At 71.9% G+C, this 24,760-nt stretch carries 24 protein-coding genes and 1 riboswitch; of the genes, 15 read left to right on the top strand and 9 right to left on the bottom strand.

What is annotated here, in order from left to right:
- Positions 1 to 44 precede the first annotated feature (44 nt).
- The gene (locus NFU81_RS14775; protein ID WP_251489732.1) at positions 45 to 1,031 is read left to right on the top strand and encodes a carbohydrate-binding protein; all 987 of its coding nucleotides are present in this window, start codon (positions 45 to 47) and stop codon (positions 1,029 to 1,031) included.
- On the opposite strand, the gene NFU81_RS14780 is transcribed toward NFU81_RS14775, so the two are convergent.
- From NFU81_RS14780 to NFU81_RS14790, 3 genes are all read right to left on the bottom strand, one after another.
- On the bottom strand, positions 1,021 to 1,962 hold the full coding sequence (locus tag NFU81_RS14780) for a 1-phosphofructokinase family hexose kinase (RefSeq protein ID WP_251489733.1): 942 nt from the start codon (positions 1,960 to 1,962) through the stop codon (positions 1,021 to 1,023). The two genes, NFU81_RS14775 and NFU81_RS14780, sit on opposite strands and share 11 nt — an antisense overlap.
- 537 nt (positions 1,963 to 2,499) lie before the next feature.
- The gene (nagA, locus tag NFU81_RS14785) at positions 2,500 to 3,660 is read right to left on the bottom strand and encodes an N-acetylglucosamine-6-phosphate deacetylase (RefSeq protein ID WP_251489735.1); all 1,161 of its coding nucleotides are present in this window, start codon (positions 3,658 to 3,660) and stop codon (positions 2,500 to 2,502) included.
- On the bottom strand, positions 3,660 to 4,592 hold the full coding sequence (locus tag NFU81_RS14790; RefSeq protein ID WP_251489737.1) for an ROK family protein: 933 nt from the start codon (positions 4,590 to 4,592) through the stop codon (positions 3,660 to 3,662). Before NFU81_RS14790 ends, nagA begins: the two co-directional genes overlap by 1 nt.
- A gap of 181 nt (positions 4,593 to 4,773) precedes the next feature.
- On the opposite strand from NFU81_RS14790, the gene NFU81_RS14795 reads away from it, so the two are divergent.
- From NFU81_RS14795 to NFU81_RS14815, 5 genes are all read left to right on the top strand, one after another.
- Positions 4,774 to 6,048, top strand: coding sequence for an extracellular solute-binding protein (locus tag NFU81_RS14795; protein WP_251489739.1), 1,275 nt, complete (start codon positions 4,774 to 4,776; stop codon positions 6,046 to 6,048).
- 7 nt (positions 6,049 to 6,055) lie between these two features.
- Entirely contained in the window at positions 6,056 to 6,295 is a 240-nt protein-coding gene (locus NFU81_RS14800; protein WP_251489740.1) for a DUF3263 domain-containing protein, read from the top strand.
- Positions 6,296 to 6,518: 223 nt separating this feature from the next.
- On the top strand, positions 6,519 to 7,370 hold the full coding sequence (gene otsB / locus NFU81_RS14805; RefSeq protein ID WP_251489742.1) for a trehalose-phosphatase: 852 nt from the start codon (positions 6,519 to 6,521) through the stop codon (positions 7,368 to 7,370).
- Positions 7,371 to 7,798: 428 nt separating this feature from the next.
- On the top strand, positions 7,799 to 8,023 hold the full coding sequence (locus NFU81_RS14810) for a hypothetical protein (protein ID WP_251489744.1): 225 nt from the start codon (positions 7,799 to 7,801) through the stop codon (positions 8,021 to 8,023).
- Between the two features lie 111 nt (positions 8,024 to 8,134).
- Entirely contained in the window at positions 8,135 to 9,391 is a 1,257-nt protein-coding gene (locus NFU81_RS14815) for an FxsB family cyclophane-forming radical SAM/SPASM peptide maturase (RefSeq protein ID WP_251489746.1), read from the top strand.
- A 12-nt stretch (positions 9,392 to 9,403) separates the two neighbouring features.
- On the opposite strand, the gene NFU81_RS14820 is transcribed toward NFU81_RS14815, so the two are convergent.
- A complete protein-coding gene (locus NFU81_RS14820; RefSeq protein ID WP_251489748.1) occupies positions 9,404 to 10,828 on the bottom strand; it encodes an alpha,alpha-trehalose-phosphate synthase (UDP-forming) in 1,425 nt (474 codons plus the stop codon).
- A 907-nt stretch (positions 10,829 to 11,735) separates the two neighbouring features.
- Positions 11,736 to 12,704 (bottom strand): glucosyl-3-phosphoglycerate synthase, encoded by a 969-nt coding sequence (locus NFU81_RS14825; RefSeq protein ID WP_251489750.1) that lies wholly within the window; start codon positions 12,702 to 12,704, stop codon positions 11,736 to 11,738.
- Positions 12,705 to 12,857: 153 nt separating this feature from the next.
- Positions 12,858 to 12,985: riboswitch (SAM riboswitch) on the top strand.
- Here NFU81_RS14825 and thrC point away from each other — a divergent pair.
- The 4 genes from thrC (at position 12,979) to groL (ending at position 17,148) form a co-directional block, all read left to right on the top strand.
- Positions 12,979 to 14,301, top strand: coding sequence for a threonine synthase (gene thrC / locus NFU81_RS14830; protein WP_422665205.1), 1,323 nt, complete (start codon positions 12,979 to 12,981; stop codon positions 14,299 to 14,301). Its footprint overlaps the riboswitch before it by 7 nt.
- Complete coding sequence (locus NFU81_RS14835; RefSeq protein WP_251489754.1) at positions 14,298 to 14,573, top strand: MoaD/ThiS family protein; 276 nt, start codon at positions 14,298 to 14,300, stop codon at positions 14,571 to 14,573. Before thrC ends, NFU81_RS14835 begins: the two co-directional genes overlap by 4 nt.
- Positions 14,574 to 15,016: 443 nt before the next feature.
- Positions 15,017 to 15,220: a cold-shock protein gene (locus NFU81_RS14840; RefSeq protein ID WP_009339379.1), complete on the top strand. Its 204-nt coding sequence runs from the start codon at positions 15,017 to 15,019 to the stop codon at positions 15,218 to 15,220.
- 305 nt (positions 15,221 to 15,525) lie between these two features.
- Positions 15,526 to 17,148, top strand: coding sequence for a chaperonin GroEL (groL, locus tag NFU81_RS14845; RefSeq protein ID WP_251489756.1), 1,623 nt, complete (start codon positions 15,526 to 15,528; stop codon positions 17,146 to 17,148).
- Positions 17,149 to 17,232: 84 nt separating this feature from the next.
- Here the strand turns inward: groL and NFU81_RS14850 are convergent, their stop codons facing one another.
- From NFU81_RS14850 to NFU81_RS14860, 3 genes are all read right to left on the bottom strand, one after another.
- Positions 17,233 to 17,589 (bottom strand): DUF6281 family protein, encoded by a 357-nt coding sequence (locus tag NFU81_RS14850; protein ID WP_251489758.1) that lies wholly within the window; start codon positions 17,587 to 17,589, stop codon positions 17,233 to 17,235.
- A 74-nt stretch (positions 17,590 to 17,663) separates the two neighbouring features.
- Positions 17,664 to 18,593, bottom strand: a complete 930-nt coding sequence (gene murQ, locus NFU81_RS14855; protein ID WP_251489761.1) for an N-acetylmuramic acid 6-phosphate etherase — start codon at positions 18,591 to 18,593, stop codon at positions 17,664 to 17,666.
- Between the two features lie 140 nt (positions 18,594 to 18,733).
- Complete coding sequence (locus tag NFU81_RS14860) at positions 18,734 to 19,702, bottom strand: MurR/RpiR family transcriptional regulator (protein WP_422665206.1); 969 nt, start codon at positions 19,700 to 19,702, stop codon at positions 18,734 to 18,736.
- 102 nt (positions 19,703 to 19,804) lie between these two features.
- On the opposite strand from NFU81_RS14860, the gene NFU81_RS14865 reads away from it, so the two are divergent.
- Both NFU81_RS14865 and NFU81_RS14870 read left to right on the top strand, forming a co-directional pair.
- A complete protein-coding gene (locus NFU81_RS14865) occupies positions 19,805 to 20,149 on the top strand; it encodes a hypothetical protein (RefSeq protein WP_422665207.1) in 345 nt (114 codons plus the stop codon).
- On the top strand, positions 20,146 to 20,412 hold the full coding sequence (locus tag NFU81_RS14870) for a DUF4031 domain-containing protein (protein ID WP_251489765.1): 267 nt from the start codon (positions 20,146 to 20,148) through the stop codon (positions 20,410 to 20,412). The genes NFU81_RS14865 and NFU81_RS14870 overlap by 4 nt, the downstream gene beginning before the upstream one ends.
- A gap of 96 nt (positions 20,413 to 20,508) precedes the next feature.
- Here NFU81_RS14870 and NFU81_RS14875 read toward each other — a convergent pair whose 3' ends face one another.
- Positions 20,509 to 21,114 (bottom strand): TetR/AcrR family transcriptional regulator, encoded by a 606-nt coding sequence (locus NFU81_RS14875; protein ID WP_251489767.1) that lies wholly within the window; start codon positions 21,112 to 21,114, stop codon positions 20,509 to 20,511.
- Positions 21,115 to 21,275: 161 nt separating this feature from the next.
- Here NFU81_RS14875 and NFU81_RS14880 point away from each other — a divergent pair, with 161 nt between their 5' ends.
- The 3 genes from NFU81_RS14880 to NFU81_RS14890 all read left to right on the top strand — a co-directional run bounded on the left by NFU81_RS14880 (position 21,276) and on the right by NFU81_RS14890 (position 24,630).
- Positions 21,276 to 22,745 (top strand): MFS transporter, encoded by a 1,470-nt coding sequence (locus tag NFU81_RS14880; RefSeq protein ID WP_251489769.1) that lies wholly within the window; start codon positions 21,276 to 21,278, stop codon positions 22,743 to 22,745.
- A 149-nt stretch (positions 22,746 to 22,894) separates the two neighbouring features.
- Positions 22,895 to 23,536 carry a LysE family translocator gene (locus tag NFU81_RS14885; protein ID WP_251489771.1) on the top strand — a complete coding sequence of 214 codons (642 nt, stop codon included), beginning with the start codon at positions 22,895 to 22,897 and terminating at the stop codon, positions 23,534 to 23,536.
- A gap of 227 nt (positions 23,537 to 23,763) precedes the next feature.
- A complete protein-coding gene (locus NFU81_RS14890) occupies positions 23,764 to 24,630 on the top strand; it encodes a methyltransferase domain-containing protein (protein ID WP_251489773.1) in 867 nt (288 codons plus the stop codon).
- Positions 24,631 to 24,760: the final 130 nt, after the last annotated feature.

A 24,760-nucleotide genomic window follows, 5' to 3' on the forward strand; every position in this document is an offset into this window, starting at 1 on the left:
GGCGGCGGATGTGCGGTAAGGCAGTACGAGGGAGTGGAAAGCGGATGACGGCCGGACACGACGGCACGCCGGAGAACGACGACCCGTTCGGGTACCTCTACCGGGCCGAGGACGGCAGCGAGCAGCCCGCGGCACCGCGCACCTCGTACAACCAGGTGCAGCGGGTCGGCGAGCGGCGCAGCCCGCAGCAGCAGCCCCAGCAGGCGCAGCAGGGCGGGTACGGCTACCCGCCGGCCCAGCCGCAGCAGCAGGGCGGCTACCCGCAGCCGCAGCAGCAGCAGGCGCAGGGCGGCTACGGCCGGCAGCAGGGTGGCCCGCAGCAGGGCGGCCCGCAGCAGCCGCCGCAGTACGCTCCGCAGCCGGGCGACGGCGGCGGCCGCCGGGGCGCGGGCAACGGCCACGGCGGCGGCGACGCGCCCAACCGCAAGGGCCTGCTCATCGCGGCGATCGCGGTGGTGGCCGCGGTGGCGATCGGTATCGCCATCGCCATGAGCCAGGGCTCCGGCAAGGACGACCAGGCCAACGACAAGCCGACCACCCCGCCGGTCAGCAGCACCACGCCCTCGACGCCGTCGCAGACGCCCTCCGCCACGCCGTCGCAGTTCGCGTCGGACAAGGTCGACGCCTCGACCTTCGCCCTGGCCGGCGGCGCCGCGACGAGCACCGAGGTGCAGGGCGCGAGCGCCGCCAACGGCACGTACGTCGGCAACCTGAACCAGGTCGGCTCCAGCGCGACCTGGACGGTGACGGTGCCCGAGGACGGCGCCTACACCTTCTTCATCAACTACGGCAACGCCGGTCCCGACGCGACGCTCTCGCTCGCCGTCAACGGCACGACGCGCACCACGCCGGTGAAGCTGAAGAACTACGGCTCGTACACCGACTGGTCGAAGGCCTGGAACAACACGACCTTCGCCTGGGTCACCCTGAAGAAGGGCGACAACACCCTCCAGCTGTCCTTCCAGCAGAGCGACACCGGCGCGGTCAACCTCGACCAGACCTGGCTCAAGCAGGGGCAGGTCAAGAAGTAGCCGGGACGACCTCGATCCGCGGCAGCAGGTCGGCGTAGGCCGCCCGGTCGTACTCGCCGGCCGCCGGGGCCAGGACGGTCGCGGCCGACAGGGCGACCGCCCGGGTCAGCCGCTCCGGCCACGGAAGCCCCTCGGCGACGCCCGACAGCAGGCCGGCGACGGCGGAGTCGCCGGCGCCCGTGGGGTTGCCGGTCAGCAGGACCGGCGGGGCGGCCCGCCAGCCGATCTCCTCCTCGGCCATCACGAGCATGCCCTCGGCGCCCAGTGACGCCGCCACCGCGCGCGCCCCGCGCCTGCGGGCGTCGCGGGCCGCCCTGACGGGCTCGGCGAAACCGGTGAGGCCGGCCAGCTCGTCGGCGTTCGGCTTGATCAGGTCGGGCCTGGCGGCCAGGCCGCGCCGCAGCGGCGGTCCTTCGGCGTCGAGCAGGACGTAGACGCCGGCCGCGCGGGCCTCGCGTATCAGCTCCGCGTACGCCCCGACCGGTACGCCCGGCGGCAGGCTGCCGCACAGCGCCACCGCGTCGGCGCTGCCGCCCGTCAGCAGCTCGCGGTAGACGCCGAGCAGGGCGTTCCACTCGGCGGGGGTGACGGTGGGGCCTGGCTCGTTCAGCTGCGTCGCGCCGCCGTTGCCCGCGTCCACGACGCCGACGGTCCGGCGGGTGTGGCCGGCGATCGGCACGAGGGCGTCGGTGAGGCGGCCGTCGTACGACCCCGCGGCGAGCCGCCGCCGCACCTCGTCCCCCGCGGGGCCGCCGGCGAAGCCGGTCACGGTGACGGGGTGGCCGAGCGCGGCCAGCACGCGGGCGACGTTGAGCCCCTTGCCCCCGGGCCGCTCGACGACCTCCAGCACCCGGTGCGAGGCGTGCGGCAGGAGCGCCGGGACCCGGTAGGTGAGGTCCAGAGCTGCGTTCAGCGTGACGGTGATGATCACCCACCGATTCTGACCCACCCCCCACCCCCGGGTACACCACGCGTCCCCTTCCCCTTCGCCAGGGGAGGACGCGCTTCCGCGGGGCGCGGTGGCTTGTGCGGTGCCCCTTGCGCAGGGGGTGCGCTTCCGCGGGGCGCGGTGGCTGGGGGGTTCCCCTTCGGCAAGGGGGCAACCACCAGGGGCGCTGGGGGCACCCCCAGGCGAAGCTCTGGGGGCGGAACTGCGCGCTCAGCCGTCCACCGGGGCGCGGGTCGCCACTGACCCAAAGGGGCTGTTCGGTGCGATCCGGACCACCGGCCGGTGGCCGCTGTGCGCGCAGTTCCCCGCGCCCCCAAATGCCTCGCGAACCCGGGAGCGCGCAGGCGCCGCCTAGAGCCTCGCTCGCCCGGGAGCGCGCGGGCACCCCGGAGGGCTCGCGAACCCGGGAGCGCACGGGCGCCCCCGAGGACTCGCGAACCCGGGGGCGGGGAGGGCGCCCCGAAGCGCCAGGGGATGGCGCATTCCGCGGACGGGGGCGCCCGAAGCGCTCAGCTCGGGTCAGGGGCGCTTGAGCCACTCGCCGTTGCGCATGACGCCCACGACGTCGTAGGACTCGTCCAGGACGACGAGATCCGCGTCCTTGCCGGGTTCCAGCGTGCCGACGCGGTCGGCGAGCCCGATGAGCCGCGCGGGGTTCGTGGACACCGCGCGGACCGTGTCGGTCAGCGACAGGCCGTCCAGGGTGACCGCGCGCTTGAAGGCGGTGTCCATCGTGAGGGTGGAGCCGGCGATCGAGCCGCCCTCGACGAGGCGGGCGACGCCTTCGAGGACCTCGACCTTGAGCGGGCCGAGGTCGTAGAGCCCGTCGCCGAAGCCGGCGGCGTCCATCGCGTCGGTGATGAAGGCGACCCGGCCGGCGCCGGCCGTGCCGAAGGCGAGTTCGAGCACGGACGGGTGCAGGTGTGTGCCGTCGTTGATGAGCTCGACGGTGATCCGCTCGTCCTCCAGGAGCGCCGCGATCGGCCCGGGGGTGCGGTGGCCGAGCGGCGGCATCGCGTTGAACAGGTGCGTGGCGACGGTCGCCCCCGCGTCGATCGCCTCCACCGTCTGCTCGTACGTGGCGTCGGTGTGGCCGATCGCCGCGATCACGCCGAGGTCGGCGAGCATGCGTACGGACTCGATGCCGCCGGGCAGTTCGGCCGCCAGGGTGACCATCTTGGCGGCGCCGCGCGCGGCCTCGACGAGCTTGCGCACGTCCGCCGGGTCCGGGTGGCGCAGCAGGCCCTCGTCGTGGGCGCCCTTGCGGCAGGGCGAGATGAAGGGGCCCTCGTAGTGGATGCCGGCGATCTCGCCCTGCTCCACGAGTTCCGACAGCAGCCCGGCCTGCCGGGCGAGCGCGTCCATCGTCTCGGTGACGGTGGAGACGACCAGCGTGGTCGTGCCGTGCTCGCGGTGCGTGCGCACACCGGTGAGCACGTCCTCCGCGGTGCCGGAGGTGAAGGACGCGCCGCCGCCGCCGTGGTTGTGGATGTCCACGAAGCCGGGGACGACGGTGTGGCCCGCGGACAGGTCGAGTACGACGTCGTCCGGCAGCGGCCCGGTGTCCGCGGCGATCCGCGAGCCCTCGACGGCGATCCGGCCGCCTTCCACCACACCCGTGGGCAGGACCACACGGGCACCCGTCAGCACCGTGCGCTGCGTTGTCGTTACGGGGGCCATCAGGCGGATACCTCCACGGAGAGTAGATCCCAGGCGAGCAGGCCGGCGCCCAGGCATCCAGCGGTGTCCCCGAGGGCGGCGGGGACGATGAGGGGGAGCTTCTGGAAGGTGGTGCGCGCCTCGACCGCCGCCCTCAGCGGGCCGAAGAGGGTGTCGCCGGCCTCCGCGAGGCCGCCGCCGATGATCAGGACCCGGGGGTCGAGCAGGGTCAGCCCGGTGACCAGGCCCGCGGCGAGCGCGTCGATGGCGTCCCGCCAGACCTCCAGGGCGCGCGGGTCGCCGGCCTCGACGGCGCGGGCGCAGTCCGCCGCGTCCGCGGTGGGGTCGTCGCTGGCCGCGGCCCACGCGCGGGAGACGGCGGCGGCGGAGGCCAGGATCTCCATGCAGCCGCGCTGCTCGCAGCTGCACAGCGGCCCGTCGGGGCGTACGACGACGTGGCCCAGCTCGCCGGCGAAGCCGTGCGCACCGGCCTCGATGCGCCCGTCGATGCCGATGGCGCCGGCGATGCCGGTGCCCAGGGCCAGGAAGAGGAAGCGGTCGGTGCCGCGGCCCGCGCCGATCCGGCCCTCGGCGAGGCCGCCGGTGCGCACGTCGTGGCCCAGGGCGACGGGTACGCCGTCGAGCCGCTCGGACAGCAGCGCCCGCAGCGGTACGTCCCGCCAGCCGAGGTTGGAGGAGTACGCGGCGATGCCGTTGACGTCGTCCACGATGCCGGGCACGGCGACGCCCGCGGCGGCGGCCGGTTCGCCGTGTTCGCGTATCCCGTGGTCGCGCAGGTCGGCGGCGAAGTCCACGATCGCGGTCACGACGGCGTCGGGGCCGTGCTCCCTGCCGGTGGGCCTGCGGTCCTCGTGCAGGAGGGTGCCGTCGGCTGCGACCAGGGCGGCCTTCATCCCGGTGCCGCCCACATCAAGGGCGATGACATGTCTCACGGGGGACAGTCTCGCGGGTAACCCCACTAAAGGTCTAGTCCACTCGTCGAGGAAGATCCGAGGTGGCGCAGGGTGCCCCGCCGAACGGGGGATTCCGGTCATGGTGTAGACCTTGGGTGAATCTGTGGGCAAGACTCTGCGCTTCCGCGGACAAATCCATCCACGAAGGCGGTATTCCGGCATGAACGTGCAGCGACGAAGACTTGTGAGCCTGGTGGCGGCCGGACTGGGCACCGTACTCGCCGCGACCGCCCTGAGCGGATGCAGTGCGAAGTCGGACAAGGACGTCACCCTGCACATGGTCGCCGCGGACTACGGCGACCCCAAGACGCACAACAGCTCGACGACGTACTGGAACGACCTGGTCAAGGCGTTCGAGAAGAGGAACCCGCACATCAAGGTCGACGTCCAGGTCGTCGACTGGGACCACGTGGACGACAAGGTCGCCACCATGGTCAAGGCGGGCAAGGCCCCCGACATCGCGCAGATCGGCTCGTACGCCGACTACGCCGCCGACGGCCTGCTCTACAGCGCGGACGACATCTTCTCGATCAGCATGCAGGCCGACTTCATCCCGTCGCTGGTCTCGGCCGGCACCATCCACCGGGTGCAGTACGGCATACCGTGGGTGTCCAGCTCGCGGCTGTTCTTCTACAACAAGGGCCTGTTCAAGGAGGCCGGCATCAAGCGCGCGCCGGCGACCTGGGCCGACGTCGCGCACGACGCGGCCAAGCTCAAGGAGCACGGCGTCAAGGTGCCCTACGGGCTGCCGCTGGGCACCGAGGAGGCGCAGGCCGAGTCCCTGATGTGGATGCTCGGCGCGTCGGGCGGCTACACCGACAGCGTCGGCGGCTACACCTTCGACTCCGTCGAGAACGTCGCCGCCTTCAAGTGGCTGAAGGACAACCTCGTCTCGAAGGGCCTGACCGGCCCCGGCGACCCCGCCAAGACCAACCGCCGCACCGTGTTCGCCGACTTCCTGGCCGGCGACGCCGGAATGCTCAACGGCCACCCCACGCTGCTCGCCCAGGCCAAGGCCGCGCACATCGACGTCGGTGTCGCCGCGCTGCCCGGGCAGAAGGGCACCACGGACAGCACGCTCGGCGTGGCCGACTGGATGATGGCCTTCAAGCAGAAGGACGACCACCTGGCGGCGGACAGCGCGTTCCTGCGCTACGTCTACAGCGCGGAGAACTCGCTGAAGTTCCTCGACCAGTACGGTCTGCTGCCGGTGACGACCTCCGCCCTGCAGGCGATGGAGCGCAACCCCAAGGACGCGGACATGCGCCAGTTCCTGGAGCGGCTGCCCGCCGCGGTCTTCTACCCCGTCGACAAGACGTCCTGGGGGCCGGTCAGCGACCAGGTCAAGAAGTTGATCGGCACCGCCGTGGACGGCGATCCGAAGCAGGTGCTGGGCACGCTCCAGAGGTTCGCGGCGGCGCAGGTCGGGAAATAGCCCTCTCGTGAGCGAAGAGGAGCTGCCGCTGTCCGCGCGGGACATCGCCGTGCTGGACTTCGCGTCCAGGGCGTGGGCCGGAACGGGGGCGCGGGACCGCGCGATACGGGAGCGGTTGGGGATGTCGCCGACGGCGTATCTCCAGCTGCTCAACGCGCTCCTGGACGATCCCCGCGCGCTGGCTCACGCCCCCGCGACGGTCAATCGCCTCCGCGCGAGCCGCGCACTCCGCCGCTCCGAACGCTGAACTCCTCCCCCCGGGTTGCCCCTTCCCGCCGTCCCGGGACCTTCCCCCCGGTGGGTGGTTCGTCTCGCAGTTCCGCCCCCAGAGCTTCGCCTGGGGGTACCCCCACGCGCCCCCTTTGGCCCGCGTCCTCCGGTGCACAGGGTTCGCTACGGCGGCGGGAGGGTCCCGGGACAGGGGTCGGGGGGTACCCCCGGGGGCAGGGGGCGACGGTAAGGTCGGAGTCATGGGTTACGCCGAGATTCCGACGCCCAGCACGCCGCAGGGCGAAGTAGGACTCAACGCGCTGCTGGCGCAGCCGCAGCGCGCGGTCGTGGCGCTGGATTTCGACGGCACGCTCGCCCCGATCGTGCCCGATCCTGAGCAGGCCCGCGCCCACCCGGGCGCGGTCCCGGCGCTGGCGCGGCTCGCGCCGCACGTCGCGGCGGTGGCCGTGGTCACCGGCCGCCCGGCCGGTGTGGCCGTCCGCTACGGCGGCTTCGCCGGGGTCGCCGCCCTGGACCACCTCGTCGTCCTCGGCCACTACGGTGCCGAGCGCTGGGACGCGCACACCGCCGAGGTGCACAACGCCGGCGCCCACCCCGGCGTCACCGCGGTCCGCGCGGAGCTGCCCGGCTTCCTCGACCGCAACGGCGCCTGGCGGGGCACCTGGATCGAGGACAAGGGCGGCCGGGCGGTCGCCGTCCACACCCGCCGCACCGAGAACCCGGACGCCGCCTTCGAGGCGCTGCGCGTCCCACTGGCCCAACTCGCCGCCGACCACGACCTGATGGTCGAGCCGGGACGCTACGTCCTGGAGCTGCGCCCGCCCGGTGTGGACAAGGGCGTCGCCCTGGCGGCGTATCTGCGCGAGGTGGACGCCGGCTGCGTCCTCTACGGCGGCGACGACCTCGGCGACCTCGCCGCCTTCGCCGCGGTGCACGAGCTGCGCGAACAGGGTCTGCCCGGCCTGCTGGTGGCCAGCGCGGGCGGCCCCGACTCGCCCAAGGAGCTGACGTCGCAGGCCGACCTGGTCGTCCCGGGGCCGGCCGGCGTCGTGGCGCTGCTCGACGCCCTGGCCGACGCCGTCACCGCCTGAGCCGCCTTCCCCGCTCGTATCCCGGACCCTCGTCCAGAGTATTCAGGAGCCTTTCCTACGCCTCCGAAACTGCTATGAACTCCAAAGTATGCGCAGCAGGATGAATCGCCAGCGATCAGACATAACGCTGCGCGGAGGACGGGTCCGTCGATCGCGGTGACGGCGCCCCGACGCGCCCGTTTGGCCAGCCCAAGTCCGCCTTCGGGTGATCGGAACCCCTCCCACCGGATAAGTTCGCACTCCGGAAACGCCACCGAAACGGAATCCGTCGTCCCGCCTGTCCGGCTCGCAGCTAGGTGTCCGCGAGATGCGCACCACCGCCTTTCCCGTGAATGGCGGCATTACGCCACGTGAATTCGTTGTCCGCATAGTACGGCCCCCATACGGTTGAGCGGTACGGATGTTCCACCGAGCGCAGGAGGTACTTCATGTCGGAGTCCAAGCGGGATCTCGCACGTACGGTCGCCCTGGCGGCGGCCGCCGTCGCGGCAGCCACCGTGGTCGCGGCCGGCACCGCCGGCACCGCGTCCGCGGCCGAGCCGTCGGCCTCGGGTGCCAAGGCGACGTCCACGTCGCACAGCGCCCTGGGCGCGGCCCTCGTGCGCAGCGCCACCGCGCACACCGTGAGCCCGAACATGAACCACAACAAGTAGTCCCCGCAGGCGCGGACACGTGGCGCGGGTGCCGACGTGCGGCAGCGCGGAACCCGCGTCATGTACCGGCCGCGGGGCCGGGGTCACGGATGTCGGATCGGAGGGTTGCTGGTGATCGAGGTACCGATGGCGGACCGCGCGGCGGGACCGGGAGCCGTACAGGAATGGCCGACCGCGGCACTCGTCGACGAGGTGCTGGCGGACCGCGTGTGGGCGCCGATGCCGTTCTCCGAATTCATCGTCAAGACGCACGGCCGGTGCAACATCGCCTGCGACTACTGCTACATGTACGAGATGGCCGACCAGAGCTGGCGGTCCAAGCCGATGGCCCTGACCCGGGCCACGGTCGACCAGGTCGCCCGCCGGCTCGCCGGGCATCTGGGCGCGCACGCGGCCGAGTTGCCCGAGGTCATCGTCAAACTGCACGGCGGTGAGGCGCTGCTGGTGGGTGCCGAGGAGATCGACTACGCCGCGACCGCCTTCCGCGCCGCGGCCCCCGAGGGCACCGCGATGCGGCTGTCGCTGACCACCAACGCGATCCTGCTGGACGACGAGCGGATGCTGGAGACGCTGCTCAAGCACGACGTGCAGGTCGCCGTCAGCCTCGACGGCGGCCGGGAGGCCAACGACCGGCACCGCAAGTACGCCAACGGCAAGGGCAGTTACGACAAGGTCATGCAGGGCCTGCGCGCGCTGCGGCAGCCGCGGTACGCCCGCCTGCTGCAGCTGGTCCTGTGCTACATCGACGTCGACAACGACCCGCTGGCGGTCTACGAGGAGTTGGCCTCGATCGGCGCACCGGCCGTCGAGTTCTCGCTCCCGCTGGGCAACTGGTCGCAGCCGCCGCCCGGTTGGGTCGCCGACGGAACCGCTTTCGCCGACTGGCTGATCCCGGTCTTCGACCGCTGGTACGGCACGACGCCGGTGCCCACCACCGTCCGGCTCTTCGACGACATCATGGCGCTCGTGCTCGGCGGCCACAGCACCACCGAGGGCACCGGGATCGGCACCTTCCGCACCCTGACCGTCGACACCGACGGCTCGATCGAACTCGTCGACACCCTGCGGTCAAGCTTCGAAGGCGCCCCGCAGACCGGCCTCGACGTCTTCCACGACGACTTCGACGCCGCCCGGTCCCACCCCGGCGTGGTAGCCCGGCAGATCGGGGTCCGCGGCCTGTCCGACACGTGCAGGAGCTGCGCGGTCATGGAGATCTGCGGCGGCGGGCAGTACGCCCACCGCTACCGCGAGGGCAGCGGGTTCCTCAACCCCTCGGTCTTCTGCGCGGACCTGACCAAGCTCATCGTCCACATCCGGGACCGGGTCCTCGCCGACGTCGAGGCGCTGGCCGCGACGCAGGAGGTGTGACCGCGCCGGGGGTCAGACCTCCAGCGCGGAGACCTGGTCCAGGAACCACTGCGTCGGCGGGAGCGCGGTGGCCGCCGCCGCGAGGCGCTTGGTGCGGTCGGCACGCTCGGCGTCCGGGAGGGTCAGCGCGTCGTTCAGCGCCTCCGCCGTGGCGGTGACGTCGTAGGGGTTCACCACGATCGCGTCGTCGCCCAGCTCCGCGTAGGCGCCCGCCTCGCGGGACAGCACCAGGGCGACGCCGTTGTCGGACACCACCGGCATCTCCTTGGCGACCAGGTTCATGCCGTCCCTGATCGGGTTGACCAGCGCCACGTCCGCGAGGCGGTACGCCGCCAGCGAGCGCGGGAAGTCGTCGTCGACCTTGAGCAGCACCGGCTGCCAGTCCGGGGTGCCGAACTCCGCGTTGATGGCGTCCGCGACCCGGCCGACCTCCTCGGTGTACTCCCGGTAGACCGCCAGGTCCTGGCGCGAGGGGTAGGCGAAGGCCACGTGCACCACCCGGCTGCGCCAGCCGGGGCGGTCGGTGAGCAGCCTGCGGTACGCGTACAGGCCGCGCACGATGTTCTTCGACAGCTCGGTGCGGTCCACCCGGACGATCAGCCGCCGCCCGGGGCCTGCCTCGGCCCGCAGCGCGGCCATCTGCTCGGCCACGTCGGGGCGGTGCGCGCGCTCGCGCAGGAAGTCGGCGTCGGCGCCGAGGCCGTGCACGCCGAGCCTGGTCGTACGCCCGCGGTGCGTCACCTCGTGGCCGTCGGGCGAGACCGTCGCGCCCAGGACGTCGGCGCAGCACGCGGCGAAGGCGGCGGCCCAGCGGCGGGTCAGGAAGGCGGCGCGGTCCGAGCCGAGGATGCCTTCGAGGAGGGCGGCCGCGATGTCGTCGGGCAGCAGCCGGAAGTAGTCCGGCGGCGCCCACGGGGTGTGCGAGAAGTGGCCGATCCGCAGGTCGGGGCGGCGCTCCCGGAGCAGCGCGGGGACCAGGGCCAGGTGGTAGTCCTGCACCAGCACGGAGGCCTGCGGCGCGGCCTCCTCGGCCAGGGCGTCGGCGAAGGCGGCGTTGTACGACTCGTAGGCCGCCCACTGCTCGCGGAAGTCCTGGTCGAAGGCGGGTTCGAGGGGGGTCTGGTAGAGCATGTGGTGCACGAACCAGAGCACCGAGTTGGCGATGTCGTTGTAGGCCGCATGGAAGACGTCCGGCTCGACGGAGATCATCCGCGAGCCGGGTTCGGCCACTCCGCGGCGCACCGCCTCGCGGTCGCCGTCGGTCAGGGCCGCGCACACCCACAGGGACTCGCCCGCGGAGTCGATCGCGCTGAGCCCGGACACGACGCCGCCGCCCCCTCGTCTGCTGCGCAGCTCACCGTCTTCGCCGACGCTGAAGGCCACCGGGCCGCGGTTGGACGCGACCAGAATTCGGGCAGCCCGCGATGATCCGTCCATGCGGCGAGCCTTGCCACGTAGTGCCCGGCTCAAACCTCCCGGGGCGCCCCCGGCCCGCTTCCCCGCCTACCCCGCGTGCACGTCCCCCTACGCAGGGGGTACGCCCCTGGGCCGCCAGGTGCGCGGTTCCCCTCGCCCAGGGGCCACCCTTCCCGGGCCGCGGCGGCCTGCGATTCCCCTTCGCCAGGGGGCACCCTTCCGCGGGCTGCGGGGGTTGTGCGGTTCCCCTTCGGCAAGGGGTGCGCTTCCGCGGGTCGCGGTGGCCGTGAGGGTTCCCCTTGCGCAGGGGGTGCCCGTCAGGGGCGCGGGGAACTGCGCGAGCGGCCACCGACCGCGCGCGGGTCGCCACCGCCCCAGAGGGGCTGTTCGGTCCGTGCCGGACCACCGGCAGGTGGCCGGTTGCGCGCGCAGTTCCCCGCGCCCCTGGGGTGGTGGCGGTCCGTCGCCACACGACGGCCGTGGTGGGCTGGTCGCGCAGTTCCCCGCGCCCCTGAAAAGCACTCCCTTCCGCGGGCTGCGGGGGTTGTGCGGTTCCCCTTCGGCAGGGGGTGCGCTTCCGCGGGCCGCGGTGGCCGTGAGGGTTCCCCTTGCGCAGGGGGGTGCCCGTCAGGGGCGCGGGGAACTGCGCGACTGGCCGCCGACCGCGCGGGGGTCGCCACCGTCCGAAAGGGGCTGTTCGGTCCGTGCCGGACCAGCGGCAGGTGGCCGGTTGCGCGCGCAGTTCCCCGCGCCCCTGGGGTGGTGGCGGTCCGTCGCCACACGACGGTCGTGGTGGGCTGGTCGCGCAGTTCCCCGCGCCCCTGAAAGCACCCCCTGCCACAGGGGAGCCGCACACCCTCCGTGCCCGGAGGGAAGAGCACCCCCTTGCCGAAGGGGAGCCGCACATCCCCCGTGCCCGGGGGGAAGGTCACGCCGCGTGGCGGGTGAGGTATTCGGGGACGTCCAGCATCGGTGGACGTTCCTCCGTGTCGACGGGGTGGGTCGAGGGGACGAAGCCGGAGGGGGCGCGGTCGTACTGGGTGAGGGACGGGCGTACCAGGTGGGCCCGTCCCGCAAGGCGCAGGTGCGCCGTGCGGTAGATCGCCGCGGCCATCCGCCCGAGCGCCTGGCCGTCCTGGTGGCGGTGGTGCCGCACCCCCACGTCGACCTGGCCGAGCGCGTCGAGGCCGACGAGGGACAGGGAGTCGACGAGCATGCCCAGCTCGACCCCGTACCCGACGGGGAAGGGCAGCCGTTCGAGCAGCGAGCGGCGGGCCGCGTACTCCCCGCTGAGGGGCTGGACGAAGCCGGCCAGCCGCGGCCAGTGGAGGTTGAGCAGCGGGCGGGCGACCAGTTCGGTGACCCGGCCGCCGCCGGCCGGGACGACGCTGCCGCCGGTCTCCAGCGGCCGGTCGTACATCGCCTTGACCAGCTGCACCGCCGGCTCGGTGAGCAGCGGCCCGACGATCCCCGACACGAAGCGGGAGTCGAACTCCCGCAGATCCGCGTCGACGAAGCAGACGATCTCGCCGCTGGTGACCAGCAGTGACCGCCACAGCACCTCGCCCTTGCCGGCCACCGCCGGCATCCGCGGCAGGATGGCGTCCCGCCGGACCACCGTGGCGCCGGCCGCCGCGGCGACCCGGGCGGTGGCGTCCCGCGAGCCGGAGTCGACGACCACGACCTCGTCCACCAGGGGAACCTCGGGCGACATCAGGTCGCGCCTGATCACCGCGACGATCTCGCCGACCGTGGCCTCCTCGTCGAGCGCGGGCAGCACCACACTGACCGTGCCCGCGGGACCCGCCGCGCGCTTCGCGGCGAGCAGCAGGTCCAGCGGCCGGTCGGCGGCCGACCACGACCTCGCGGTCAGCCAGCGGTCCACCTCTTCGAGCACGTGCGCGTCTCCTGTGTGATCCATCTCGCGGTTCGGACGACTATCTCCACGGTCACCCTCGTCGGTTACAGTCTTGAACAATGCTTGTGAGCCCCGCATGCCGGGGTGGCACCGCAGGACAAACGCCCGGACCTCAGTCGTCCGGTGCCATACCGCTCATCCAGAGGGGCAGAGGGAACGGCCCGTTGAAGCCCCGGCAACCCTCCCGCCGACCGCGAGGTCATGGTGGGGAAGGTGCCAATTCCGTCTCGTGGCGACGTCCGCCGCGAGGAAGATGAGGAGAAAGGGCCTCGCCATCATGGCTGTGCAGACCGTCGCCAGTACCACCCCCGCGGACGACTCCGGGGAAGCCCCCTTCGGCCCCGCCGCCGCCCTGTCCTGCCGGGAGTGCGGCACCCGCTACCCGCTGTCCCCGGTCTTCGCGTGCCAGGAGTGTTTCGGACCGCTGGAAGTGGCCTACGACCTCCCGCTGGGCGACCCGGAGGGCCTGCGCCGGCGTATCGAGGCCGGCCCCGCGAACATCTGGCGGTACGCACCGCTGCTGCCGGTGCCCGCCGACGTCACCGGGAAGCAGAACCTCAACCCGGGCTGGACCAAGCTCGTCAAGGCCGACAACCTGGCGCGCGAGCTGGGCATCACCGGCGGCCTGTACGTCAAGGACGACTCCGGCAACCCGACGCACTCCTTCAAGGACCGGGTCGTCGCGATCGCCCTTGAGGCGGCCCGCACCTTCGGCCTGACCACGCTGTCCTGCTCGTCCACCGGCAACCTGGCCGGTGCGGTCGGCGCCGCGGCGGCCAGGGCCGGCTTCCGCTCGTGCGTGTTCATCCCGCACGACCTGGAGCAGGGCAAGGTCGTGATGGCCGCGGTCTACGGCGGCGAGCTGGTCGCGATCGAGGGCTCGTACGACGACGTGAACCGTTTCTGCTCGGAGCTGATCGGCGACCCGATCGGCGAGGGCTGGGGCTTCGTCAACGTCAACCTGCGGCCGTACTACGGCGAGGGCTCCAAGACGCTGGCGTACGAGATCGCCGAGCAGCTCGGCTGGCGGCTGCCGGACAACCTGGTCATCCCGATCGCGTCCGGCTCGCAGCTCACCAAGATCGACAAGGGCCTCCAGGAGCTGATCAAGCTCGGCCTGGTCGAGGACAAGCCCTACAAGATCTACGGCGCCCAGGCCGAGGGCTGCTCGCCGGTCTCCGCGGCCTACAAGGCCGGGCACGACGTGGTCCGCCCGGTGAAGCCGGACACCATCGCCAAGTCGCTGGCGATCGGCAACCCGGCGGACGGCCCGTACGTGCTCGACATCGCCCGGCGGACCGGCGGTGCGGTCGAGGACGTCGACGACGAGCAGATCGTGGACGCCATCAAGCTGCTGGCCCGCACCGAGGGCATCTTCGCCGAGACGGCCGGCGGGGTGACCGTCGGCGTGCTGAGGAAGCTGATCGAGACCGGGCAGCTCGACCCGGCCGCCGAGACCGTCGTGCTGAACACCGGCGACGGGCTCAAGACCCTGGACGCGGTGTCCGAGACCACCGGGCCGACCGCGACCATCCGCCCCACCGTTGCCGCTTTCCGAGAGGCTGGCCTCGCATGAGTGCTTCCGTCCGTATCCCCACCATCCTCCGCACCTACACCGGCGGCCAGGCCGAGGTGCAGGCCGACGGCGCCACGCTGGCCGCGGTGATCGAATCGCTCGAAAAGAATCATGCGGGTATTTCGGCCCGGGTTCTCGACGAGGCCGGAAAGCTCCGTCGTTTCGTGAACGTGTATGTCAACGATGACGATGTCCGCTTTTCCGAGGGTCTTGCCACGGCGGTCCCCGACGGTGCCAGCGTCTCGATCATTCCGGCGGTCGCGGGCGGTTGAGCCGACCCCCGAACCGACCTGACGGGAATCCGCAGACACTCTGACGTTTAACCCGCGCCCCATCCGGGAACTGCTTTCGTCCCCGGGTGGGGCGCCCGCATGTGAGCCGGTAGTTGATCGTTTGTACAGTTGCCAGGGGCAAGTGGCACTTCCTGAGGTTGCTGAGCATCAACTGCGGCGATTTATCGCCAAAGTAACAAGCGAAAAGTCCGTCAAGCCCCTTATGTCCCGCCCGGGTTGTACCGCATTATCGTTTTTTCCTGTGGTATTTCCGATCGGTCGCGCCCAGAATTCTCGTCCAATTGACCTGTTGCAGACGGCATCCGTGCAGATACATTCAGCCGCGGTCGACGCGTTCCGGCGCACACCCCTGAGGGGGTGAGGTCTGACCCGGGCCCGCGGAGCGCGGGGCCGCGATAGGGCCAGTAATAGGGGAGTTAGGAATGGCTCAGGGCACCGTCAAGTGGTTCAACGCGGAGAAGGGCTACGGCTTCATCGCGGTCGACGGTGGTGCGGATGTCTTCGTCCACTACAGCGCGATACAGATGGACGGATACCGCACCCTCGAAGAAGGCCAGCGGGTCGAGTTCGAGATCTCGCAGGGTCAAAAGGGGCCGCAGGCGGACATGGTCCGTCTCGCCGGCTGATCGGCTCCGGCGCGTTCGGCCACCGACGCGACGCCAACCACGAAGGGCCATCCCGTCAGGGGTGGCCCTTCGCCCGTGCCGGCCCTCCCGAGACCCCGGAGGCGCTTGCACTCGCAGGGGGGGAGTGCTAATCATTGGTTAGCACTCTCCGCGTGAGAGTGCCACTTGGACCGGGTCGGTGAGGCCCGCCCGGGCGTCGGGAAGAAACCGGCGGCCGGCAGGCCGTCCGTCGCGGGCGCCACACGGTCCGATCCACCGCCCCCCGCTCCGGTGGGGGAACCCCCAGTCCGCGGAGGACACTTCACATGGCTAAGATCATCGCGTTCGATGAGGAGGCGCGGCGCGGCCTTGAGCGCGGGATGAACCAGCTCGCCGACGCCGTTAAGGTCACCCTCGGTCCCAAGGGCCGGAACGTCGTCCTTGAGAAGAAGTGGGGCGCCCCCACGATCACCAACGATGGTGTGTCCATCGCCAAGGAGATCGAGCTGGAGGACCCGTACGAGAAGATCGGCGCCGAGCTGGTCAAGGAAGTCGCGAAGAAGACCGACGACGTCGCCGGTGACGGCACGACGACCGCGACCGTCCTGGCCCAGGCCCTGGTCAAGGAAGGCCTGCGCAACGTAGCCGCCGGCGCCAACCCGATGGCCCTCAAGCGCGGCATCGAGCGCGCCGTCGAGGCCGTCTCCGCCGCCCTGCTGGAGCAGGCCAAGGACGTGGAGACCAAGGAGCAGATCGCTTCGACCGCCTCCATCTCCGCCGCCGACACCCAGATCGGCGAGCTGATCGCCGAGGCCATGGACAAGGTCGGCAAGGAAGGCGTCATCACCGTCGAGGAGTCGCAGACCTTCGGGCTCGAGCTCGAGCTCACCGAGGGCATGCGCTTCGACAAGGGCTTCATCTCGGCGTACTTCGCCACCGACCTGGAGCGTATGGAGGCGTCGCTCGACGACCCGTACATCCTGATCGTCAACTCGAAGGTCTCCGCGGTCAAGGACCTGCTCCCGCTGCTGGAGAAGGTCATGCAGTCGGGCAAGCCGCTGCTGATCATCGCCGAGGACGTCGAGGGCGAGGCCCTGTCCACGCTGGTCGTCAACAAGATCCGCGGCACCTTCAAGTCCGTCGCCGTCAAGGCCCCGGGCTTCGGTGACCGCCGCAAGGCCATGCTCGGCGACATCGCCATCCTCACCGGTGGCACCGTCATCTCCGAGGAGGTCGGCCTCAAGCTGGAGAACGCCGGGCTCGACCTGCTCGGCCGCGCCCGCAAGGTCGTCATCACCAAGGACGAGACGACCATCGTGGACGGCTCGGGCGACACCGACCAGGTCGCGGGCCGGGTCAACCAGATCCGTGCCGAGATCGAGAACAGCGACTCGGACTACGACCGCGAGAAGCTCCAGGAGCGCCTGGCGAAGCTGGCCGGCGGCGTGGCCGTCATCAAGGCCGGTGCCGCCACCGAGGTCGAGCTCAAGGAGCGCAAGCACCGCATCGAGGACGCGGTGCGCAACGCGAAGGCGGCCGTCGAGGAGGGCATCGTCGCCGGTGGCGGCGTGGCCCTGCTGCAGGCCTCCGCGGTCTTCGAGAAGCTGGAGCTCGAAGGTGACGAGGCGACCGGCGCCAACGCCGTGAAGCTCGCGCTGGAGGCCCCGCTCAAGCAGATCGCCATCAACGGCGGCCTCGAGGGCGGTGTCATCGTCGAGAAGGTGCGCAACCTGCCCATCGGCCACGGCCTGAACGCCGCGACCGGTGAGTACGTCGACATGATCGCCGAGGGCATCATCGACCCGGCGAAGGTCACCCGTTCCGCGCTGCAGAACGCGGCGTCCATCGCCGCGCTCTTCCTCACCACCGAGGCCGTCATCGCGGACAAGCCCGAGAAGGCGGCTGCGGCCGCCCCGGGTGGCATGCCCGGCGGTGACATGGACTTCTGATCCGGGACCCCTGGATCACGTCCTGCACGCGAAGCGGCGCCCTCTTCCCCGTACGTACGGGGAAGAGGGCGCCGCTTCGTGCGGTCATTCGTTCGGCAGCGCCAGCTGCGCGGGCAGGTTGTCGGGGTCGGTGACGCCGATGACGTCCTCCTCGGTCATCACCGCCAGCGTCGGATCGATCCCGGCGACCTGGTAGACGGCGACGGTCTGCCGCGGCTCGGGGCCGCCGCCGTCCTGGCAGCCGTCGAACCAGCCCTGCCCGATCGGGCTGCCCTGGTGCGGGACCACCTTGGCGGACGCCATGCCGGGCGCCTGGAGGTACAGCTTCCCGCCGTAGTGCAGTTCCCAGGCGCAGTCCATCCCGCTGGTGCCGTGCGTCTCGGAGCAGCCGCCCAGCGCCAGCAGCGCGGCCGCCACGAGCACCCCTCGTCCTACGTTCACAGGTCGTTCCCCCTCGTTCGGTGTGCCGGTGTGACGCACGACCGGTGAGGGCGGTTCCAGGGGCTGTCACGGGGTCAGCTGCCGGCCGACTCCAGGGCCTTGCGCAGGTGCCCGCCGGACTCGGAGAGCAGCCGGGCGGCGGTCGGGGCGTCGACCCGGGCCAGCAGGGTCAGGATGGCCGGCTTGACCTCGCCCTCGGTGGCGGTCAGCGCGTGCTCGATCGCCGCGTCGTCCGCACCGGTGGCCAGCGAGACGATCCGCCGGGAGCGCGCCCGCAGCTTCTCGTTGGACGCGCGCACGTCCACCATCAGGCTCCCGTAGGTCTTGCCGAGCCGGATCATGGTGATGGTCGACAGCATGTTGAGCACCAGCTTCTGCGCGGTGCCCGCCTTGAGCCGGGTGGACCCGACGACCAGCTCGGGGCCGACGACGACCTCGATGCCGTGGTCGGCGGCGGCGGCCAGCGGCGAGTCCGCGTTGCAGGACAGACCCACCGTCAGCGCCCCCAGCGCGCGGGCGTGTTCGACGGCTCCGACGGCGTACGGGGTGCGCCCGGAGGCCGAGATGCCGACGACGGTGTCGGCCGCGGTCAGCCCGAGCGCGTCCAGGTCCTCCGCGGCCAGCTCCCTGCTGTCCTCGGCGCCCTCGATCGAGGTGACCATCGCGGACGGGCCGCCCGCGATGAGGCCGACGACCTCCTGTCCCGGCGTGGTGTTGAAGGTCGGCGGGCACTCGCTGGCGTCCAGCACGCCGAGTCTGCCCGCCGTGCCCGCGCCGGCGTAGACGAGCCGGCCGCCGCGCGCCATCCGGTCGGCGATGCCGTCGATGGCGGCGGCGATGCGGGGCAGTTGGGCGGCGACGGCGGCGGGAACGGTGGTGTCCTCACCGTTCATCGTGCGCGCGATCTCCAGGGTGGGCATCCGGTCGATCTCGGCCAGCTCCGGCCGGAACGCCTCGGTGGTCAGCGTGTCCAGCTCGCGGCGCAGCTCGGTGTACTGGGGCATTTGCGGCTCGTTCATCCTTCTCGCAGTGGTCAGGTGCGGGCGTGGGGGGATGGGCCGGCCAGTCGTCCGGGTGGCCGGCGAGCGGATTTTTCCCGGCAGGCCGGGAGAAAACGGTTTCAGGGCATTATTTCAGTGCATGGTCAGCCACGAGCGGCACGTGGCCGGTGGCGGTGGGCGAGTGCCTCGTACGACGCGGCGAGCGCGGGTGCCGCCGACTCGTACGTGCGCTGCGCCACCCCCACGAACAGGCAGTCCACCAGCAGGAGCTGGCTCGTCCTGCTGGACATCGCGGCCGGTCGCAGCTCGCTCTCGCGCGAGCTGGACGAGGTCAGCACGATGTCCGCCCACTGGGTGACGGCGCCGTCGGGGCGGCCGGTGAGCGCGATGGTGGTGGCTCCCCGGTCGAAGGCGGCCCGCAGTGGCTCGATCACATCGTGGGTGCTGCCGGAGTGGGTGATCGCGATGGCCACGTCGCCCGGCCGCAGCTGCACGGCGTTGGTCACCGCCAGGTGCGGGTCGGCGTGCGCGTGCGCGATCCGGCCGATCCGCAGCAGCTTCTGCGCCAGGTCCTGGCCGACGAGTCCCGACGCGGCCATCCCGTACACGTCCGTGCGGCGGGCGGCGGCCAGGGCCGTCACCGCGGCCTCCAGCTGCACCATGTCCACCTGGGCCGCGGTGTCGGCCAGGGTCTGCTGCTCTTCGAGGGCGAGCTTGGCGACGACGTCGGCGAGCGGGTCGTCCACCGCGATGTCCGCGGTCACTGCCGGCGGGACGCCGGCCGCCTGCTGGGCGGCCAGTGCGGCCAGGGCGAGCCGCAGGTCGCGGTAGCCGGGGTAGCCCAGCAGCCGCGCCGTGCGCACGACGGTGGCCTCGCTGGTGCCGGTGCGGACCGCGAGCGCGGTCACCGTCTGCTGGGCGCAGCCGGCCGGGTCGCCCGCGACGGCTTCCGCGACGCGCTGCATCGAGCGCGTCATGGACGGGGCGAGCGTACGGACCTTGGCCGCGAGCGCCCCCGGGTCGGGGGGCGTGGCGGGTATGACGGGCGCGTCCGCGGCGCCGCGCTGGGGACGGACACCCGGGGGGAAATTTTCCTTCACGCTGTGGGTCACTCTATGAAAGGTATTTTCATGCGTCGCCCATCGTCAAGGGCGTTTCCGGCGGCCCTCCGGCTCCCGGGCCGCTCCCTGGCCGCGCCTGGGACAATGGACGGTATGGAAGAACCCGCAGAGGCGGTGCTGCACACCGCCCGCGCCTTGGTGCTGGCCGACCTCACCGCCCGCGACGTCGCCGGGCCGGCCGTCGTCTCGCTCGTCGAGGACGCCGTCGTGCAGCGCCGCTGGTGGCTCGGCCAGTGGCCCGACGGCGCCGCCTTCGTCCCCGGCCTCGTGGCGCAGGACGTCCAGGACGCCCTGCTGTCGGAATACGGCCGCTGGCCGCTGTGCCCCCTGTGCGACGACCCGCACGCCCTGGCCGTCGAGCCCGAGTTGGGGGAGGACCCGCACTGGGTCTGCGAGGTCCGCGGCGAGGTCGTCGCGGCGGTGGGCGCGCTGCGATGACCGTCTACGTCGACCCGCCGACGTGGCCCGGCCACGGCCGGATGTGGTCCCACCTGATCAGCGACACCTCGTACGCCGAGCTGCACGACTTCGCCTCCCGGCTGGGGGCTCCGCGCCGCGCTTTCGAGCGCGACCACTACGACATCCCGTCGGAGCGCTACGAGGACGCGGTGCTGCTCGGCGCCCTGCCGATAGGCAGCAAGGAACTGGTCCACCACCTGATCACCGCGGGCCTGCGCCGCCGCAAACACGCCCGCCCTTAAGCCCAGCCCGTCCAGCGTTTGGTTGGAAGCGGGCGCCGAGTAAATCCAGCCCGTCCGGCGTTTGAGGACGCGCCGGGAAGTGGACGCAAGGGGTGGTCAGGCCCAGACCCCTGCCCTGGCGGCGGCAGCCGCAGCCCGCGCCGCCCGCTCGGCGTCATCCCCGGTGGGCGTGCGGCCGGTGTTGAGCAGGGCGTAATAGAGCGGAGCGGAGACCGCGGCGACGACGGCGTGCGGGTCGGTGCCGTCCGGGATCTCGCCGCGCGCGGCGGCGTCGCGTACGCAGCCCGCCCATTCCTCGATGCGGACGGCGTAGAAGCGGTGCAGGGCCTCGGCGGCCTGCTCGTTGCACAGGGACGCGGCGATCAGGGCGCGGAAGAGGCGGCCCTGCCGCGGGTCGGCGAGGGTCTTGACGACCAGGAGCGCGTTCTCGCGCAGGTCGTCCTCCAGCGCGCCGGTGTCGCTGCGCGGCAGCGACTGCTCCGCCATGTCGCCCAGCAGGTCCGCGGCCAGGGCCCCGGGGGTGCCCCAGCGGCGGTACACCGTGGTCTTGCCGACCTCGGCGCGCCGGGCGACCTCCCCGAGGTCGAGCGCTTCGAAGCCGTCGGCGGCCAGGACGTCCCCGGCGGCGTGCAGCACCGCCGCCCGGACGCGGGCGGTACGGCCGCCGGGCCGCAGGGTGCCGGGGGCGGGGGTGCCGGACATGGGGACTCCTTCGGGCGGTGGCCTGCTCGTGGCCTGCACTCACCAGCGTATCGGAACCACAGTTCCTTTATCGGTGGGTGGGTGCTACGGTCTTTCACGTAACGGGACTCGAAGCCCATTAGCGGGCTTCGGGCTCGCTCCCCGGGAGGGACCCCACTGCCATGTCCACCACCGAAACCCCGCGGTCCGCCGTCGCGGAAGGCGGCGCCACCGCCGGTGCCGTGACGGGCGCCGCGCCCGGCGGCGAGAGCCCGCGGCTCACCGGCCGGCTGAAGCTCGTCCTGGTGATCCTGCTGGTCGCCCAGTTCATGCTGGCCGTCGACTTCTCGATCCTGAACGTGGCGCTGCCCGCCATCGGCGACGGGCTCGGCTTCTCGCTGTCGAACCTGCAGTGGGTCGCCACCGCGTTCGCGCTGCCCGCCGCCGGCTTCACGCTCTTCTTCGGCCGCATCGGCGACCTGCTCGGCCGCAAGCGGTTCTTCGTCGGCAGCCTCGCGCTGCTCGGCCTCGCCTCGCTCGCCGGCGGCCTGGCCACCAGTCCGGCGGTGCTGCTGGCGGCACGCGTCGCGCAGGGCCTCGCGACGGCCGCCGCCACCCCGGCGGGACTGTCGCTGCTGACCACGTCCTTCCCCGAGGGGCCGCTGCGGCGCCGGGCGCTGGGTATCAACGGGGCTCTGATGTCCGCCGGGTTCACCACCGGCGCGATCCTGGGCGGGGTCCTGACCGACGTGCTGTCGTGGCGGTGGGCCTTCTTCGTCAACGTGCCCGTCGCGCTCGCCGTCGTCGTGATCGCGCCCGCGGTGATCTCCGAGTCCCGCCCCGCCCGCCGCGCATCGCTCGACCTGCCCGGTGCGCTGACCGTCACCGGCGCGCTGATCGCGCTCGTCTTCGGCCTCACCGACGCCGGCGCCCACAGCTGGGCAAGTACCCCCGCCCTGGCCTCACTTGCCGCGGCCGCGGTGCTGCTGGCCGCCTTCTTCCTCGTCGAGCGGCGGGTCGCGCAGCCCCTCGTGCCGCTGCGCACGCTCGGCCGCCGCAACGTCGCCTGGGGCAACGTGCTCGGCCTGCTGGCCTTCGCCACCGAGACCTCGCTCGTGTACCTGCTGACGCTCTACCTGCAGAAGACGCTGGGCTTCTCGCCGCTCGCCGCGGGCGTCTCCTTCGGCGTCCTGGGCCTGGGCACGGTCGCGGGCGGCCTGCTCGCCCCGCGGGTGATCGCGGCGACCTCGACGTCGACCGCGCTGACGGTCGGTGCGCTCGTCCAGACCGCGTTCACCGCGGCGCTGCTCTTCCTCGGCACCTCCACGGGTCCCGCTCTGGCGCTGCTGCTCCCCGCGACCTTCTTCGGCGGGGTCGGCAACATGCTCGTCATCGTCGCCTTCATGGTCACCGCCACGTCGGGCCTCCCCGACTCCGAGCAGGGCCTGGCGACGGGCCTGGCCTCCATGAGCCAGCAGGTCGGCATCACCCTCGGCACGCCCGTGATGTCCACGGTGGTCGCCGGCGCCGCCGGCGCTTCCACACCGGCCGCGGTCCACCACGGCGTGACCTCGGCCATCGCCGTGAACGCGGCTCTCACCTTGCTCACCGCCTTGCTGGCGGCCACCTTCCTCCGCCCGCGCCGCCGCTAGCAGCCGGCCGCGGTGGCTGAGGGGCGCCCCTTGCGCGCGAGGGGGCGCCCTTCCGCTCGCTGCGGTGGTCGGAGGGGACGACCGCATCCCGAACTGAGCACTGCCCTTCCCCGATGAATCCACCCTCGGCTAGCGTCCGTCCTGTGCCCGTGAACCCGAACCTGGTCTTCGGTTTCCTGACCCTGTCGGCAGTGCTGTCAGCGATCCCGGGACCATCTGTCCTGCTGGAGACCAGCCGTGCCATCAACCTGGGGCGTCGATCCGCACTGTGGATCGTGCTGGGGAATGCCATAGGCGGTCTTGTACTCCTGGCGCTCGTGCTCGCCGGTCTCGGAGCAGTCGTTGCGACATCAGCCAAGCTCTTCATGGCGGTCAAGGTCGCCGGCGCGTGCTACCTGTTCTGTCTGGGCGTCAGTGCGCTGCTCTCCGTCCGGTCCAGGTCCGTGAACGCGCCCCCTGCCGCAGCCGAAGTCCCGAGCAGGACGTCGTGGGCGCGATCGGTACGGCAGGGCTTCCTGGTCGGTGTCGCCAACCCGAAGAGCATCGTGTCGCTGATGGCCGTACTGCCCCAGTTCGTTGACCACTCGCGCGGTCACCCCGTCCTCCAGATGCTGGTCATCGGCCTCGCCGGAGGCGTGGTCCAAGCCTTCATCGAAACCATCTGGGTCTGCGCTGCCGGCGCCATGCGGACGTGGTTTTCGGGGAGAGGACACCGTATCCGGGTGCTGAAGGCCAGTGGCGGAGTCGCCATGATCGCATTTGCCGGCAGGCTCGCCATCGAAAGTCCGTAGGGCCGGAGTTCCCTGTCTCCTAGACTCATGACGTGGCATTCATGAGCACCCCGCACTGCTGCTTCCTGTGATCGGAAGGCGCTGAGGGCGACGCCGGGCGGCGTCGCCCTCCTTGGTGTGCCTGCTGCGTGAATCACGTCCCTTTGCTGCCCGTTCCTTCCCGAGGCAGTGACGCTCTTGTCGCGCAGGCACGATCCCTCCCCTTCCCTCCGTGCCAGGAGTGCCTCGTGCCCGTGCCGCTTCCCCCTGCCCTCGATCTGTCCCTCGACCTTCTGCGCTGCCCGACGTGCCGTACGCGCCGCCTGCACCCCGACCACGGTGCACTGCGTTGCCCGATGGGCCATACCTTCGACATCGCCCACCACGGCTATGCCGGCCTGCTGACGGGCACCCGCGCCACCAGCGGCGACGACGCAGCCATGGCCCAGGCGCGGGGCCGGTTCCTGTCAACCGGCGCCTACGCGCCCTTCCGCGAAGCCGTCGCCCGCCTGGCGGCCGACGCCGTGTCCGAGCAGGGCACGGTGGTGGACGTGGGGTGCGGCACGGGCTACTACCTGGCCGGCGTACTCGACCAGCTGCCCGGCGCCCGTGGTCTGGGGTTGGACACATCGGTGCGCGCACTGCGCTCGGCAGCCCGTGCCCACGACCGAGCCGCCGCGGTGGCCTGGGACGTCTTCCGTCCCTTCCCGCTGGCCGACGGGGCGGCCGATGTCGTGCTGGACGTGTTCGCCCCGCGCAACCCGGCCGAGTTCCACCGCGTACTGCGCCCGACCGGCCGGCTGATCGTGGTCCGACCCACCGGGCGGCACTTGGCCGAGCTGCGTGGCCAGGTGCCTGCGATGGTCACGATCGACCCGGCCAAGGAGCAGCGCCTGCATCGGGCGCTCAACCCCTTCTTCGAGGTCGCCGTTACTGAACAGGTGGAGTACTCCGCGTCCTTGACCAGGCTGGATGTCCTGGACCTGGTTGCGATGACGCCGAGTGCACGCCACGTGAGTCGTGCCGACCTGAACGACGGCGAAGTCTTGCCCGATCAGGTCACTGTCTCCGTGCTGGCCACCGCGTACCAGCCTCGCTGTCGAGGCGACCTCTGACGGGCACTCAGCAGCACCATAGATCTTCTAGCGTAGAGAAACTCATAACCCAAAGGGCTTGCGTCTGCCCGCTGTTGCGGTTTTTCCGCGACATCAACCGATCCAAGATCGGGCGAGCCGGGCAAACGCC

The sequence above is a fragment of the Actinacidiphila cocklensis genome (genome assembly GCF_907177275.1).
GTDB lineage: Bacteria > Actinomycetota > Actinomycetes > Streptomycetales > Streptomycetaceae > Actinacidiphila > Actinacidiphila cocklensis.